This window comes from Reyranella sp. (genome assembly GCF_965249915.1).
GTDB lineage: Bacteria > Pseudomonadota > Alphaproteobacteria > Reyranellales > Reyranellaceae > Reyranella.
Window position 1 is genome coordinate 2059067 of the sequence record NZ_OZ252257.1, and the last position, 15664, is coordinate 2074730.

10 protein-coding genes are annotated in these 15664 nt (G+C 66.5%); 2 read left to right on the forward strand and 8 right to left on the reverse strand.

What is annotated here, in order from left to right; genetic code table 11:
• Positions 1 to 446: 446 nt before the first annotated feature.
• The 8 genes from ACP15H_RS10295 to ACP15H_RS10330 all read right to left on the reverse strand — a co-directional run bounded on the left by ACP15H_RS10295 (position 447) and on the right by ACP15H_RS10330 (position 11107).
• Entirely contained in the window at positions 447 to 1241 is a 795-nt protein-coding gene (locus ACP15H_RS10295) for a hypothetical protein (RefSeq protein WP_425066092.1), read from the reverse strand.
• Complete coding sequence (locus ACP15H_RS10300) at positions 1241 to 4051, reverse strand: hypothetical protein (RefSeq protein ID WP_425066093.1); 2811 nt, start codon at positions 4049 to 4051, stop codon at positions 1241 to 1243. The genes ACP15H_RS10295 and ACP15H_RS10300 overlap by 1 nt, the downstream gene beginning before the upstream one ends.
• Before the next feature lie 492 nt (positions 4052 to 4543).
• Complete coding sequence (locus ACP15H_RS10305; protein ID WP_425066094.1) at positions 4544 to 4840, reverse strand: hypothetical protein; 297 nt, start codon at positions 4838 to 4840, stop codon at positions 4544 to 4546.
• A gap of 77 nt (positions 4841 to 4917) precedes the next feature.
• Positions 4918 to 6222, reverse strand: coding sequence for an NtaA/DmoA family FMN-dependent monooxygenase (locus ACP15H_RS10310; RefSeq protein WP_425066095.1), 1305 nt, complete (start codon positions 6220 to 6222; stop codon positions 4918 to 4920).
• A 160-nt stretch (positions 6223 to 6382) separates the two neighbouring features.
• Positions 6383 to 6583 carry a hypothetical protein gene (locus tag ACP15H_RS10315; RefSeq protein ID WP_425066096.1) on the reverse strand — a complete coding sequence of 67 codons (201 nt, stop codon included), beginning with the start codon at positions 6581 to 6583 and terminating at the stop codon, positions 6383 to 6385.
• A gap of 25 nt (positions 6584 to 6608) precedes the next feature.
• Positions 6609 to 7731 (reverse strand): peptide chain release factor 2 gene (gene prfB / locus ACP15H_RS10320; RefSeq protein ID WP_425066097.1). Its coding sequence is split into 2 segments (ribosomal slippage): positions 6609 to 7661 and positions 7663 to 7731, totalling 1122 coding nucleotides; the frame shifts between segments, so codons are not numbered across the junction.
• A 21-nt stretch (positions 7732 to 7752) separates the two neighbouring features.
• Positions 7753 to 10209: a penicillin-binding protein 1A gene (locus tag ACP15H_RS10325; RefSeq protein WP_425066098.1), complete on the reverse strand. Its 2457-nt coding sequence runs from the start codon at positions 10207 to 10209 to the stop codon at positions 7753 to 7755.
• Positions 10210 to 10264: 55 nt separating this feature from the next.
• Complete coding sequence (locus ACP15H_RS10330; protein WP_425066099.1) at positions 10265 to 11107, reverse strand: N-acetylmuramoyl-L-alanine amidase family protein; 843 nt, start codon at positions 11105 to 11107, stop codon at positions 10265 to 10267.
• A 479-nt stretch (positions 11108 to 11586) separates the two neighbouring features.
• Between ACP15H_RS10330 and ACP15H_RS10335 the strand changes: the two genes are divergently transcribed.
• Together ACP15H_RS10335 and ACP15H_RS10340 are read left to right on the forward strand one after the other, a co-directional pair.
• On the forward strand, positions 11587 to 14589 hold the full coding sequence (locus ACP15H_RS10335) for an Rne/Rng family ribonuclease (RefSeq protein WP_425066100.1): 3003 nt from the start codon (positions 11587 to 11589) through the stop codon (positions 14587 to 14589).
• Between the two features lie 14 nt (positions 14590 to 14603).
• Entirely contained in the window at positions 14604 to 15563 is a 960-nt protein-coding gene (locus tag ACP15H_RS10340) for a Bug family tripartite tricarboxylate transporter substrate binding protein (protein WP_425066101.1), read from the forward strand.
• Positions 15564 to 15664: the final 101 nt, after the last annotated feature.

Sequence of the window (15664 nt, forward strand, 5' to 3'; positions counted from 1 at the left end):
GATGGGCTTGAGCACGACGTTGCAGAAGATTGGATGCTTGCAGTGGTCAAGGGTGGCCTTCCCGGGCTTGCGTGTCATTATCTGCCCGTCGCCGTTGTCGCGACCATCATCATGATCGACTGGAGTTGGACAAATTGTCGGGGACGGCGGGAGTGATGGCGCCACTTTTCGCGCTGAATGGCCGCGTTCGATCCACCGTTTGACTCGCGGATCCAAGCCGTAGGGCTCGCTTGGCATATCATTGCGAATAGGCGGCACCACCGCCACTGCCATCAAATAATCCCCAAGGCGTCTCTCCTATAAGAAGCGAGCCTTTGAGTTACTGGTGAACCGGACTTTGAAAGTGCAAGTGAGTCGTTTGAAAAGGCCTTGAAAAAGTGCGGCACCGATTGCCATCGCCTGGCTCGCCGTCATCGTCCTCCACTGCTACAGTTGCTCGCCCAACGTCAGATCTTTGCGAACGTAGGCTTCTCGACACCGGTCATAGTATCGTAGGCCTTGAGGATGGTCTCCTCCGGCGTCCGCGTGACGCCGCTGTCGTGGTAGATCGCCTTCAGCCACATCGCCATCCTTGTGTAATAGCCGTTCCCGATGAAGCGTTCCGACATGACGTTGCGCAGCATCTCCTCACCCTTGGCGACATAGGCCGCATCGGGCTTGCCACCGTCGGCGAGATGACGGCAGGCCCATTGCCCGTACATCAGTTCCGCCCGCACGATGGCCGGTGCCGACGAAGGCTTGGTGGTGAGTCCGGCTTCCTGACAGAGCTTCAGGCCGACGCCATAACGTCGCGCCGCCAGGTTGAGCGGCAGCGCAAGTTCGAGTCCCTCCCGCATCAGCAGCTTCGCGCCGTTCGGCTCGAGGCGGTCGAACTGATTCCACTGCCGCCAATCAGCTTCGCTCGCGCGGCCGAACTCGGCCACCGCCGGATCGCCGTCGATCAGCCACTTGCACAGGCCCAGCGTCTGCCACCATTGATAGGTATCAAAGGATTCGTCGGTATCCTTGCCCTCTGGCGGCGCCGTTTGTACCTCCATCCAGGCCACGAGCGCCTGCGCCGTCGACAGTACCCGGTCGCGCAGACCTAGCAAGTGAGCCTGAATCAGGTAATTTAGCGTACTTGCCATATAGCCTGCTCGATTGAACGGGCCGGTTTTTTCCGGTTCGAAATCCATCGCAATCTGCAGAAGGAAATCCAGATAGAATTGGCGCCTTTTTTCAGGTTCGAAAACTCTCGGCATCAGGGCCTCCGCTCTGGATAGACAACGGCGCGTTCGCCGCCCACGATTTGTTCAACCACGCCCTTGCGCGCGCTTCCAGTACCCACCGTGACGATGGTCATGTTCCCGCTTTTCAAATTCTTCAGCGCCTTGGCACCGGCTTCGGGCAACAAGTGTCCGCTCGTCATCGCAGCTTGTATGCTGCATTCCGCATGCTCTCGAGCACCCTCGAATGACTGCTTTGTCTGATGCGCCCGCCCGCTCGGGCTAATCGAGATGTCCGAGCTACGCCATTTGGAATCCCAGAAGTGAATCTCGCCGTCGCGGTCGACCGAGATCACGTCCGGCCCTCGCTGGCCCGCCTTCCTGCCGAAATCGATCACCGTGTGGTCTGGGAAATGCCGCGCGATGTCGTTAGCCAGCCCGTACTCTCCCTCCAATCCCTTGCGATGGCTCGGGTGGTCCGGCAGGTAATCGCGCCCTGCCGCCGGTTCGCCGACGCGGGGATCAAGTCGGACTCCGATGGCCGTGTCGATGCCGTCGGCGCCCGGGTACTTGCCCGTGCCGGCCTGGAGGTGCTTATCGGCCAGCCAGCTAGCAATGGCGTGGAGTTTCTTGTGGTTGGGCCCTTCGGGTGGCGGAATTCCCGGACTGACCACAGCGGGAGCTTTGTGCTCGTCTTCTCTGAGAGTATTTGGCGGCACCGGTGCCCCAAAAGGCGGCCAAGGCGAGGATTTGCCCTTGTCGACCGGCTGCTCCTCGTCGATCGGCTCCGGTGGGCCGTTGTGGCCTGTGCCCGGCTTCCCGTTGGTTGGGCCAGCCATTTCGCTGCCGCTGAAAACGCCGGCCGTGCCCTGGCGGGCGATCGTGTCGCCTATCGCCTTTCCGATAATCGCTGCCCCGATCGCCGCGAACTCCAGCAGGAAGGGGATGGCCAACGCGGGCGAGACGTTCTGCGCCGTCGCCACGGGACCGTCCTTGTCCCGGATGTCGGTCTGTGGCGCTCCGTCCGTCGGCTCGACAGTGCGCGTCGCGCACTCACCGTCGAACGTCGTGGTGATCGTGCCCAGCGTGTTGCCGTCGGAGTCGCGTACGGTATCTACTTGCGACCAGTGGCCTTCGACGGGATAAGACCGCCGGCTTTCCACACGATAGCCATCGGCGAAGGTGGCATCGGTCGAGATGATGCGGTGCTGCTCGTCGTAGGCTTCCGTGACATCGGCCTTGCCACGTTCGGTATCTACGCCACGGCGCGTGACCAGCCTGGTGCCGTCGTCAAACTGCGTGACCTCGGGCTCTGGGGGCGTCGGGGGTATTGCTTCTATCGGGTCGGTGCCTGTCGATTCTGCGGCCACCGCTTCGTTGCTGGGTTGGGGTGGCGATGCGGCATCGACGGCCTCCAGCGGAGGCGCCTCAGCCGGATCGCCTTCCGCGCGCGGCAGCACGTCGCTCACGAGGCCGCGAATGTCGGCCATCGTCGGCGGTCTACCTTCGACCACCTCGAAGGCACCTAAAAGCGTGTCGAGCCGTTGCCGCATGTGCCGGACCTCTGGCCCGGCGGGATCAATGTTGGCTTTGCGTAATCCTTCCGCAAGGAACAGGCGGCCGAGACGGTGGCGCTTGAAGGTGGGATCGGATTTGCCTTCGGCGAGAGCCTGCTGGAGTTTGGTCAGTCGGTTGTAGTCGCTGTCGCCGAGCGACAGCCGGTGTTGCGTGAGGTCGAGGCCGGCAAAGTCTTCCGGGGTGCGCACGGCCAGGTCATCGAGCCTGTCGTAAAGGTCGCGGTCCGTGACGACGCGGCCGTCGTTCATGGCGGTCCGGTCGAGCGCTTCCATCTGCTCCTGGCTCAACCCGTCGCGCAGCTCCGCAGGCATCGCCATCAGCGGTGCGGCGGGATTCTCTCCCAGCCAGTCGAGCGCGCTTGCGGCCGCGCGGCCCCGCGTCGCCTGCCACGCCCGGTCGGCGCGCGCCTGTTCGATCCGCGCCATCCGGGCGACCTGCGCCCACACCTCGGGCGAGGCGTCCGGCGGTGTCAGTTCGGCGGCACGCGCCTGGTAGTCGTCGAGGTCCGGGCGGCGCGTTGGATCGTCCGGCGTGTCGGCCAGACCGCCGACGATCTCCGTCACACGCCGCTCTTCGCGCGCCCGTTCGATCTTGCGCTCGACCGCGGCCTGCCGCTCCGGCTGGATCACGTCGCGCGCGTGGTCATAGAGCTTCGCCGCGCGCTCGGGGTCCTGGCCGATCGCGGCTTCGACCGCGCCCGCATAGAGATCGCTCAGGCCGGTGCGCACCGCCGTGTCGGTCCGGCCCGCGTCCCAGCCCTTTCGTTCGCCCTGGTAACGCAGCTCGCCCACCGCGGCGCGGCCCAGCGTGCGCAGATGGGTCGGGTCCTGCCAGGACAGCGTCGCGTCACGCGCCAGGTCGGCGAGGCGCTCGGCAACGATGCGGTCGTCCAGCGCCGACGCAGCCTGCTCCACGATCCGCCCGAGGTCGCCGCCGGCGCGCTCGAGACGCCGGTCGATCACCGGTTCGAGCAGCGCCTTCTGGCGCGGGCCGATCGCCTGCGCCAGATAGGTTTCCTTCAGCGCGCCGAGAAGCCGGGTGGTCTCGCCGATCCCGGCCAGCGCCTCCTCCGGGTCCTTGCTCGCCAGACCGGTCGCCGGATCGGTCACCAGACCGCGCACCTCGCCCGCGAACCGGGTGTCGAGCTGGCGCGCGAACATCTCGTCGGCCTGGAGGCCGAGTGCGCTGTCGTCGCCTAGCTCGTGACGCGGCCATGGGTCCGCGGCAGGCGCTGCCGAGAGCAGCCCATCTGTCATGATGCTTGCCATGTTCGTCTCCGTTCAGCGCCGATCGGGGCCTGGAGGGCGCTCCTGCCGTCGCGTGCCGCCTCGCAGACGAAAGCGGCTCCGACGCCCGGACAGCCCCGGTCAGCGTGCTCGTTGGTTCTGGTGATTTCGGCGCGTTCGACCCGGTCGATGCGACGGTCTGCAGTTACGCCGTGGGGTCAGCCCTCCGGCTGATCGGTGCTCAATGGCCGCGACAAGGCATGCGGCAAGAGGGCCGACGACGACGAGGGATAGGCAGTGTCATCGCCAGGGGCGTCAAATGTTCCCAAAGACATCTCTCCTGTGAGAAGCGAGCCCTCGAGTTACTGATGAGCCGGACTTTGAACTTGCAAGCGGGTCGTTTGATAAGGCCTTGAAAAAATTCGGCGGTTTCGGTGTAGCCGCAGCGCGGCAGAACCTCGAACAGGCGACCCGCGAAGGGCGCGCTAATGACGAGACCGGCGAGCCGTTCTCGTGGGCCGTCGAGCGTGGCGCTCAACGCATGCAGTACCGCGGCCTGGCCGAGCGCTCGGTAGGTCTCCATTCTGGCGGTCGGCGGCGGCATCGCCGCAATGATCCGGCGGAGGCCGCCCCGGCGTGGTAGAGACGGCTGTTGATCAGCGATTCGAAGATGGCCCTCTGGCGCGGGCCCGGCGCCTGCGCCAGATAGAGGTCCTTCAGCGCGCCCAGCGGCGGGATCGTCTCCGCGATGCCGGCCAGCGCGTCCTCGGGATGCCGGCCCTTGTGGCCCGTCGACCGGCCCAGGGTGGCGAAGGTCTGCTGCACCGTCATGGCGCCGAGCGCGACGTAGAGAGGGCTGGCGATGAGGTGGCTCCGGCGATGCTCCGTTCGAGAGTGCCGCCCCGCCTTCAGAAAGCAAACAGATTGTCGCGGAAATGCGCGTGCGCGTACGCTGTGCGAACCAGGCCGCGCCGCTGCAGTTCCGGCACCAGCCCGTCCGTAATCTCCGCAACGTAACGACGGCTGAGCGGGCCACTGAACATGAAGCCGTCGCCGCCCACCTGCTCCATCGCCTCCTCCATCACATCGGCGACGCGCCGAACCGTTCCGACCACCGGATGCTCGAAGCCGAAGCTGTAGTTGCTCGCAACCTCGCGCAGCGTACTCCCCTGCGCGAGGAAGCGCTTCAAGGTGCCCTGCTGCCCGTTGGTCGTGAGCTCGGCCAGCGGCGCATCGAGATCGAAGGTCGAAAAGTCGATGTCGGTCAGGCTGCCCATCATCGCGAGCGTCACCTCGGGCGCGGCCTCGCGCTGGGCCTGCCGACGTCGCACGCGATCCTGCGCCTCCTCGTCGGTCTCGCCCAAGGTCGGGGCAACGACGAACAGCACCTTGCAGCTGTCGGGATCGCGGCCCAGTGCCATGAGACGCTGCCGCATGTCGTCGCGAAACGCCTTCATCTCCGCGACCGTGCCGAGGGCCGCGATCACGATGTCCATGTGCCGGGCGGCGAAGGCCTTGCCCTGCGGCGAGCCGCCGGCCTGAACCAGCACCGGCCGGCCCTGCGGCGGCTGCGCCGTATTGAGCGGCCCGCGCGAGGAGAAGAAGCGTCCCTTGAAATCGATGGCACGAACCTTTGCCGGATCGACGAACGTGCCGCCCGTCTCGTCCATCACCACGGCATCGGCGTCCCACGACGACCAGAGCTTCGTCGCCAGCTCGACGAACTCGTCGGCCATCTCGTAGCGCAGGTCGTGTTCGAGATGCGCGTCCAGGCCGAAATTCTGCGCCGCGCGCTCGGCGGTCGAGGTCACGAAGTTGCAGCCGACCCGCCCCTTCGACATCAGGTCGAGCGTCGCGATCAGGCGCGCCAGCAGGAAGGGCGGATAGAAGCTGGTGGAAATGGTCGGCACGATGCCGAGATGTCGCGTCGCCTGCGCGATCAGCGGCACCAGCGGCAGCGGATCGTTCTTCGGCGCGCGCAGAGCCCGCCTGAGATAGAAATCCATCGAGCAGCCGTAGTTGTCCGGGACGAAGACCGAGTCCTCGAGCAGCAGGCAGTCGAAACAGGCGCGCTCCAGCGCCTTGGCCAGTTCTATGTGGAGATCAGGCTGCGCCCAGTCGCGCGCGTCGATGCCCGACCAGGGCTGGTTCCAGCCGTGCACGCCGAAACTGTTGCCGAGAAACCAGCCGAGATGGAACCGCGACGCCGCCAAGAATTTCCTCCGCCTTCTATCCCGGCGGAGATGCAATCGACGGACCAGCTAGCTTCGACGCAGTGAGATAGAACTGGAGCGCACAACTCCAGTTGCGCTCAAGCTTCCTCGACCTGGCAAGATTATGAGCGCCACTGGAGTGGCGCGCTCCGATGAAGCGTCAGACCTTGACGGTCATGTCGACGGTGCGCGCCTTGTGGGCGTACAGGTCGATCTTGGACCACATGCGGGCGAGAGCCACGTCGTCGGCTTCCTTCTCCGTCGCGTAGGGACCGTGCCAGGCGATCGTCTCCGGCACCGGCTTGTTCCAGTTGGCGCGGCGGTCCTCGATCTCATATTCGGCTTCGAAAACGAACCACATACCCGGCATACTCGGCTCCTGGTCTTTACGCGGCTTCCTTGTCCTTGCCCTCGCCCACCCGGGCGGCGAGCGAAGCGGCCATGAACTCGTCGAGGTCGCCGTCGAGCACCTTCTGCGGGTCCGACCGCTCCACGTTGGTGCGCAGGTCCTTCACCATCTGGTAGGGCTGCAGCACGTAGGAGCGGATCTGGTGACCCCAGCCGATGTCGGTCTTGCTGGCTTCGGCCTCCAGGCGCTCGGCTTCGCGCTTCTGCAGCTCGACCTCATAGAGGCGCGCCTTCAGCATCTGGATCGCCTTGGCGCGGTTCTGGTGCTGCGAGCGCTCCTGCTGCACGGCCACGGCGATGCCGGTCGGCAGATGGGTGATGCGCACCGCGGAGTCGGTCTTGTTGACGTGCTGGCCGCCCGCGCCCGAGGCGCGATAGGTGTCGACCCGGAGGTCCTTGTCGACCAGCTCGATTTCGATGTTGTCGTCGACCTCGGGATAGACCCAGACCGAGGCGAACGAAGTCTGGCGCCGGGCATTGCCGTCGAACGGCGAGATGCGCACCAGCCGGTGCACGCCGCTCTCGGTCTTCAGCCAGCCATAGGCATTGGGACCTTCGACCTTGTAGGCGCACGACTTGATGCCCGCCTCTTCGCCCGCGCTCTCCTCGAGCCAGCTCACCTTGTAGCCGCGGCGCTCGGCCCAGCGCGTGTACATGCGGGCCAGCATCTCGGCCCAGTCCTGCGCCTCGGTGCCGCCGGCACCGGCGTTGATCTCGATATAGGCGTTGTTGGCGTCGGCCTCGCCCGAGAGAAGCGTCTCCAGACGCGCCGCCTTGGCCTCGCCCGTGGCCTCACGCAGCGCTCTCTCGCACTCGGCAATGGTGGCCTCGTCCTTCTCGGCTTCGGCCATCTCGATCAGACCGACATTGTCGTCGACCGCCGCGCGCAGGCGCTTGATCGCACCGATCGAGGATTCGAGCTTGGTGCGCTCGCGCATCACCTTCTCGGCTTCCTTCGGATCGTTCCACAGCGCCGGATCCTCGGCGCGCGCGTTCAGTTCGTCGAGACGTACGACCGCACGGTCGTAGTCAAAGACGCCTCCTGAGGAGTTCGAGCGACTCCTCGATCTCGTTCACCATCGCTTGGGCTTCGGCGCGCATTACGGATCCGTTTCGAACTGACTAATACGTCTCGCCGGTGCCCGAGAGACCCGGACGCCGGGGGCTGCCCGCCTGCTGCGGGCCCTGCGTGGGGTCTATAGCGGAATATGGGGCCGATCCGTCAAGCGGTGTGACCATATAGCCTTCCGAACCCGGCTCGGTGCCCGGCTTGAAGACTTCGTCGATCGTCCCGCCCTCGTAGCTGAAGCGGACCATGCGCAGGCCCGGCGGCACGCGGAACGGTGTCGGCGGCTTGCCCTTGAAGATCTCCTTGGCGATCGCCTCGTAGATTGGCACGGAGTTGCCGCCGCCGGTCTCCTGCGAGCCCAGCGTCCGCGGCTCGTCGAAGCCGATATAGACACCGATGGTGATGTCCGGCGTCGAGCCCAGGAACCAGTTGTCGTGCGCGTCGTTCGTCGTGCCGGTCTTGCCGGCGATTGGACGGCCGAGTGCGGCCAGACGACCGGCGGTGCCACGGGTCGTCACGCCCTGCATCATGCTGACGACCTGGTAGACCGACGCCGGATCATGGAATGGCTTGCGCGAATCGACCAGTTCCGGCGCCGCCGGTGTGGTCCTGCCTTCGGTCTCGCCGCAGCCACGGCAGGTCCGCGGTTCGTGGCGATAGACCGTCTTGCCGTTGCGATCCTGCACGCGATCGACCAGCGAGGGCGTGATCTCGAGCGCGCCGTTGGCCAGCATCGCGTAGGCCATCGTCATGCGCAGCAGCGTCGTCTCGCCGGCGCCCAGCGCCATCGGCAGGTAGGCGCCCATGTGATCGGTGACGCCGAACTCCTTGGCGACGTCGACGACGCGCTTCATGCCGATCTGCTGCGCCATGCGCACCGTCATCAGGTTGCGCGACAGTTCGAGGCCCCGGCGGACGGTCGTCGGCCCCAGCATGTCGCCGCCGTAGTTCTTCGGCGTCCACAGCGGCTGGCCGTAGCCCGGGTCGTAGACGAACGGGGCATCGAGCACGATCGAAGCCGGGGTGAACCCTGCATCCATCGCCGCGAGGTACACGAACGGCTTGAAGGCCGAACCCGGCTGGCGGGCGGCCTGGACGGCGCGGTTGAACTGGCTGCGCCCGTAGGACCAACCGCCCGACATGGCCAGCACGCGGCCGGCCTGGGTGTCCATCACCACGACGCCACCCTCGACGTTCGGCACCTGACGCAGCGCATAGGTCTTGGGCGGGTACGGCTTGGCGCCCGTGCCTGCCGGCTTCTCGACCTTCTCGACGACGATGACGTCGCCCACCGAGACGACGTCGCGCGGGCCGCGCGGCGCGGCGCCCAGCGTCTGGTTCTGCAGGGTCGGCCTGGCCCAGGTCATCTCGGCAAACGGCACGGTGCCCTCGCCGCCGTCCGGAAGTCCGACGAGCTGGACCGACTGCGCGTCGACCTTGCTGACGACCGCGAGCTGCCAGGCCGGCGGGCCGGCCAGCGGCCGCCGCTGAACGAGGCGGGCAAACTCTTCTTCCCAGACGGTCATGTCGGGAATCTTGGCGTAGGGTCCGCGCCAGCCGTGCCGGCGGTCATAGGCGATCAGCCCCTCGCGCAAAGCATTGTCTGCGACGGCCTGGATAGCCGGATCGAGGGTCGTGCTGACGGTGAGACCGCCCTCGTAGAGGCCCTTCTCGCCATAGGCCGCCATCAGATTGCGGCGCACTTCCTCGGCGAAGAAGTCGGCCTGCGCGACCTCGGTCGTGCTGCGGCGGCGATACTGCAACTTCTCGGCCTTGGCAGCCTGCGCCTCGGCGGCGGTGATGTAGCCGTCCTCGGCCATGCGATGGAGGACGTAGTCGCGGCGGGCGTAGGCTTCCTTCTCGTTGCGCACGATGTTGTAGCGGTTCGGCGCCTTCGGCAGCGCCGCGAGATAGGCGATCTCCGACAGCGACAGCTCGTCGAGCGACCGGTCGAAGTAATTGAGCGCGGCCTGGGCTACGCCGTAATTGCCGGAGCCGAGATAGATCTCGTTCAGATAGAGCTCGAGGATGCGCTCCTTGGAGTAGGTCTCCTCGATGCGGAAAGCGAGGATGGCCTCCCGGATCTTGCGCGAGAGCGTCGCCTGGTTGGTGAGCAGGAAGTTCTTGGCGACCTGCTGCGTGAGCCCCGACGCGCCCTCCGGCCGTTTGCCCGGATTGGCGACATTGGCGACCATGGCGCGCACGACGCCGATGAAATCGATGCCGGGATGGGTGAAGAAGCGCTGGTCCTCGGCTGCGACGAAGGCTTCGAGCACGCGCTTGGGCATGGCGGCGACCGGCACGAAGATGCGCTTCTCGCGCGCATATTCGGCCAGGAGCTTGCCGTCCGCGGCGTAGAGCCGGGTCAGGGTCGCCGGCTGGTAATCGGCGAGTTGCTTGTGGTCGGGCAGCCCATGGCTGAAATGCCAGAACAGGCCTGCGACGGTGCCGGTGCCGACGATGAGGGCGGCGGTGGCGAAAGCCAGACAGATCTTGATGAAGTTGAGCACGGTCACTTTCTACGCGGCGCCCAGAGGGCCTTCAATGTCGCAGGATGGCCAAGACTTATGCCTTTCTTATGGCGCCCACCCCAAAATAGGCATCCACCGAGGCCCGAAGCGCCCGGGCCAGCGCCATCTGGTGCTGCCGCACGGTCAGCAGTTTTTCGTCCTGCGAATTCGAGAGATACCCCAACTCGACCAGCGCTGCCGGGATATCGGGCGAAGTCAGCACGGCAAAGCCGGCCTGCCGGTGCGTCCGTGGCAGCAGACGCACGCCGTTGCGGGCAAAGGTGGCGACGACGGTGTCGGCCAGCCGCCGCGAATCGTTGACCGTCCCGCGCTGGCTCATGGCGACGAGGGTTTGCGCGACGTTGTCCGGCTGGTCCGACAGCCTCATGCCCGAAACGACTGTCCCGGCGCGGTTCTCGCGGGCGGCCAGGGCCGCCGCCTCGCGATCGGTTGCCTCCTCCGAGAGCGTGTAGACCGACGCGCCGCGTACATCGTGGTCGCTATGGGCATCGGCATGGAGCGACAGGAACAGGTCGGCCTTGGCTGCTTGGGCCCGCGCGACACGCTCGCGCAAAGCCACATAGCTGTCGGTGTTGCGCGAAAGCAGGACTCGATAACGGTTACCGGCCAACAGCTCACGCTGAAGATCCCGGGCGATGGCGAGAACCACACTCTTTTCCTGCGTACCGCGACCGCCCAGAGCGCCCGGATCGCGCCCGCCATGGCCGGGGTCGAGGAAGACCAGCTTCGGCTTGTCCATCGGGACGGGCGGCGTCGGCTTTCCTACAGACTTGGTACGCCTCTTGGACGGAGCGGCCAGGGCGCCGCGCGAGCCCATTCCAAGCACGCTCACGCCGGCCAGAACGGCGAGCAGATGGCGACGACGGAAGTCGGACATGGCAAACGCCAATGCAGAAAGGGATGAAATTAATTTGAATATTGTTAAAGCGATACCAGAAGAAGCCCCATAATATCAAATTGTTTCAATAACTTAAAAGGACCAATTCAAGAGACACAATCTTTTGATTGTCGGCCCGTTTGCAACCCCGTATGTTGCGTGCGCGAGCAGTCGCCGTCGTTCGTAGCGCGCCTTAGGGTCGCGCTCCGACGGCAGTTTCCGAGCCAGGCTGGGCTCGCGCCCTTGCAAAGACAATGGGGGCGCGGCCGGTCTGCGGAGAGACTGTCAGGCAGGCGGTGGCTATCAGGAAACTCGAGGTTGGCAGGACCCTGTCGTGGTCCGGCGGCGCGAAGCTTCCCCGTCTTGGCCGGAGTTGGCCGTTCGACGGGTCGATGACGCGGCGCTCCCCTCGCACGACGGAGGCGGCATGGCCGCCGGTCGCTCGCACCGGTTGGGATCGGACGCCTCGGAGCGAGCCCATGGCAAGGCGTATGCTCATCGATGCAACTCACCCCGAAGAAACCCGGGTCGTTGTGGTCGATGGAACGAGACTTGAAGAATTCGACTTCGAAACCGCGAGCCGCAAGCCCCTCAAGGGCAACATCTACCTCGCGAAGGTCATTCGCATAGAGCCGTCGCTGCAGGCGGCCTTCGTCGAATATGGCGGCAACCGACACGGCTTTCTGGCCTTCTCGGAAATACATCCCGACTACTATCAGATCCCCGTCGCCGATCGCGAACGGCTGATCGCCGAGCAGCATCGCCTGCACGACGAGGCCGAGGAAGACGAACCGCGCCGCAGCAACCGGGTCGATCGAACCGACATCGACGAGGCCCGCGCCGAGGCGCGCGAGGCCGCGATCGTCGTCGAACAGCCCCTTGCTGGCGAAGCCACGAGTGAGGCCGCGGAGAACGAGCCCGCCCCCGAGGCTGCACCGACCACCGAGACGGAAGCCGTCGCGGCCGAGGCACCCGCCCCCGAGGGGGCTCCTGCCGAAGCCGTTGCGTCCGAGGAAGCACCGGTCCGCGAGCCCGAGCCGCAGACCCAGGCTGCGGAAATCCCCGTGGAGCGTCTCGACGGCCCGGTCCATGTCGAGACCGCCGAAGCTCCGGCCGCCGAACCGGCGAGCGAAGCTGCGGCCGACGGTGAGACATCCGCCGCTCCCGCGGGCGACGAGCCGGCATCCGTGCCGCCGGTCGAGCAAAACGGCGAGGCCGCCGCATCCGAAGCGGCCGATCCGTCCGAGGCGCCGCAACCCGACGTCACGGTCGAGACGCTGGGCGGCGACGAGGTGGTGGTCGAGGAGCGCGAGACGCGCGAGCGCCGCCGCCGCAACCCGATCCGCCAGTACAAGATCCAGGAGGTCATCAAGCGCCGGCAGATCCTGCTGGTGCAGGTCGTCAAGGAAGAGCGCGGCAACAAGGGCGCCGCCCTCACCACCTACCTGTCGCTGGCCGGTCGCTACTGCGTGCTGATGCCCAACGCCGGTCGTGGCGGCGGCATTTCGCGCAAGATCTCCAATCCGTCCGATCGCAAGCGGATGAAGGAAATCCTGAGCGACCTCGACGTGCCGCAGGGCATGGGCGTGATCCTGCGCACCGCGGGCCTCGAGCGCTCCAACATCGACATCAAGCGCGACTACGAATACCTGTCGCGCCTCTGGGATTCGATCCGCGAGATCACGATGCGCTCGACGGCGCCGGCGCTGATCTACGAGGAAGGCGATCTGATCAAGCGGTCGCTGCGCGACATCTACGACACCGACATCGCCCAGGTCCTGGTCGAGGGCGAGGCGGGCTTCCAGGGCGCCGCCGAGTTCATGCGCCAGCTCGTGCCGCATCAGGCCAACAAGGTCGAACTCTACCGGGAGCCGATCCCCCTCTTCCACCGCTACCAGGTGGAAGCCCAGTTCGATGCGATGCATTCGCCGACGGTCCAGCTCCGCTCCGGCGGCTATATCGTCATCAATCCGACCGAGGCGCTGGTCGCCATCGACGTCAACTCGGGCCGTTCGACCAAGGAACGGAACATCGAGGAGACGGCGCTGCGCACCAACCTCGAGGCGGCCGAGGAAATCGCCCGCCAGGTCCGCCTGCGCGACCTCGCCGGCCTGATCGTGATCGACTTCATCGACATGGAGGAGACGCGCCACCAGCGCCAGGTCGAGCACAAGGTGAAGGATTCGATGCGCACCGACCGCGCACGCATCCAGATCGGACGCATCTCGGCGTTCGGCCTGCTCGAGATGTCGCGGCAGCGACTGCGCCCCAGCCTGCTGGAGCATTCGACCGAGGTTTGCCCGCACTGTGCGGGCAGCGGCCGCATCCGCTCGCTCGAGTCCGCCGCGCTCCACGCGCTGCGCGCGATCGAGGAGGAAGGCGTGCGCCGCCGGTCCAGCGAGATCGCCGTCAGCGTGCCGCCCAACGTCGCGCTCTACCTGCTCAACCAGAAGCGCCATTCGCTGTCGGAGATCGAGCACCGCTACGGCTTCACCGTGATCATCGAGGCCGACGACGAGCTTCATGCTGCCGATTGCGAGATCGAACGCGTGCGTTCGCGCCGCGACGATCATCGCAGCGCCGACCGGCCGGCCCCCGAACTGGCGCGCGCCACCTATGAGGAAGCGTCCGGCGACGAGGCCGCGGACCACGAGGCCGACGGCGTCGAAGAACGAGAGGGTGAAGAGCGCGGCGAACGCGACGAGGAGCGCGGCGGTGGCGAGGACGGCGAAGGCCGCCCGCGCAGCCGCAGCCGGAGCCGGAGCCGCCGTCGTCGCCGTGGCGGCAGCAGCGCCACGGGCAGCAACGGGACGGGCGGCAACGGCCGTGAAGACGGCGAGAGCGCCTCCCATCCGCAGGCTGCGACGACCGAAGTCCGTGAGGGCGACGAGCCACGCTCCCATGAGCCGCGCGACAACGGCGCAGACGACTATGACGCCGAGGACAATGCGCCCAACGGCGATGCCGATGGCGTAAGCGCTGACGAGGGCAGCGCCGAGGGCGAGCGCCCCGACGGCGAGCGCAATGGCGATCAGGGCGCAAACGGCAGCCGCCGCCGCCGTGGTCGCCGTGGTGGCCGCCGCCGGCGCCGCGAGAACGGTGAAGGCGAGCCGATGCAGGGCGAAGGCCAGGCGTCCGGCAGCGAAGCCTACGCCGACTCCCAGGATGAGGGACGTGCCGAGAACGGCCACGACACCGACGAACAAAACGGCAGCCACGAGGCGCCCCCCGCGCTGACGGCTCCCATGGAAAGCATGCCGGTCGAGCACATGCCGGTGGAACGCGCGCCCTACGATCCCGGCCCGCCGGTGAACGTCGAAGCGGCGCCGCCGCCTCCGCCGGCGCCCGAACCCGTGGTTGCCTCGGCTCCCCAGCCGATCGCCATCGCCGAACCGGAACCCGCCCCCGCGCCGGCTCCGCCGCCGGTCCCCGTGATCGATGCGCCGCCGGAGAAGCCCAAGCGCGGCTGGTGGCGCCGCTAGGCAGGAGGCACACCTTGCGTCGCCGCTCCCTGATCGTCGGCGCAGCCGCGCTGTCTCTCGGAGGCGCGGCGAAGGCAGATACTTTCCCGAACGGCCCGATTCGTATCATCGTGCCGTTCGGCCCAGGGTCGGCGACCGATCAGAGCGCCCGCAATATCGCCGAAGGCCTCAACAAGGCTTTCGGTGTCCCGGCCGTCGTCGAGAACAAGCCGGGCGCCAACGGGGCGATCGCGGCCGAAGTGGCGGCCAAGGCCAAGCCGGATGGCCAGACGATCTTCGTCTGCTCCAACACCGCGGCGGCGTCCAACGTCGCGCTGATGAAGTCCCTGCCCTACGATCCGCTGAAGGACTTCGAACCGGTCACGATCATCGGCCGCGCGCCGGTATTCATGATCGTCAATCCCAAGGTCGAGGCAAATACGGCTGCCGAGTTCGTGGCCCTGTGCAAGCGCCAGCCGGGCCGGATCAACTTCGGCTCGGGCAGTGCCTCGACGCGAATCTCGGGCGAGCTGCTCAAGGCCAAGGCCGGCATCGACATGCTCCATGTGCCCTACAAGAGCACACCGGCGGCCCTGCAGGACACGATGGCCGGCCATGTCCAGTTGTGCTTCGCCGACCCGGTGACCAGCCTGCCCCAGGTCAAGGCGGGTACCGTGCGCTGCCTCGGCGTCGGCAGCCGTGGGCGCTACAAGCTCACTCCAGACATCCCGACCCTGATCGAGCAGGGCATTCCGGACTTCGAACTGATGACCTGGACCGGCATCCTCATGCCGCGCGGCGTGCCGCAGCCCGTGATGGCGAGGCTCCGCGAGGCCATGCTCGCATCCATCACCGACCCCGCCTATGTCGAGCGCCAGGCGCAGGGCGGCTCCGAGATCGCGCCCTGCTCCCCCGACGAGATGCGCCGGATCATGGTCGCCGAGATCGAACTCTATCGCGAGATGATGAAGGTCGCCGGCATCGAGCCTGAGTGACATACGGCCGGCACTGCCGCCTTCCGTCCTTGGCCCTCGTTATATTTAGTTATATATATCGATGATCGCCAGCCGGCGAGCACTTTCCCAAGGACAGGCCA

What these genes read in the sequence shown, in the direction of transcription:
- ACP15H_RS10295 (WP_425066092.1), bottom strand. Translation starts at nt 1,241, where the DNA reads ATGCCGAGAGTTTTCGAACCTGAAAAAAGGCGCCAATTCTATCTGGAT.
- ACP15H_RS10300 (WP_425066093.1), bottom strand. Translation starts at nt 4,051, where the DNA reads ATGGCAAGCATCATGACAGATGGGCTGCTCTCGGCAGCGCCTGCCGCG.
- ACP15H_RS10305 (WP_425066094.1), bottom strand. Translation starts at nt 4,840, where the DNA reads ATGACGGTGCAGCAGACCTTCGCCACCCTGGGCCGGTCGACGGGCCAC.
- ACP15H_RS10315 (WP_425066096.1), bottom strand. Translation starts at nt 6,583, where the DNA reads ATGTGGTTCGTTTTCGAAGCCGAATATGAGATCGAGGACCGCCGCGCC.
- ACP15H_RS10330 (WP_425066099.1), bottom strand. Translation starts at nt 11,107, where the DNA reads ATGTCCGACTTCCGTCGTCGCCATCTGCTCGCCGTTCTGGCCGGCGTG.
- ACP15H_RS10335 (WP_425066100.1), top strand. Translation starts at nt 11,587, where the DNA reads ATGGCAAGGCGTATGCTCATCGATGCAACTCACCCCGAAGAAACCCGG.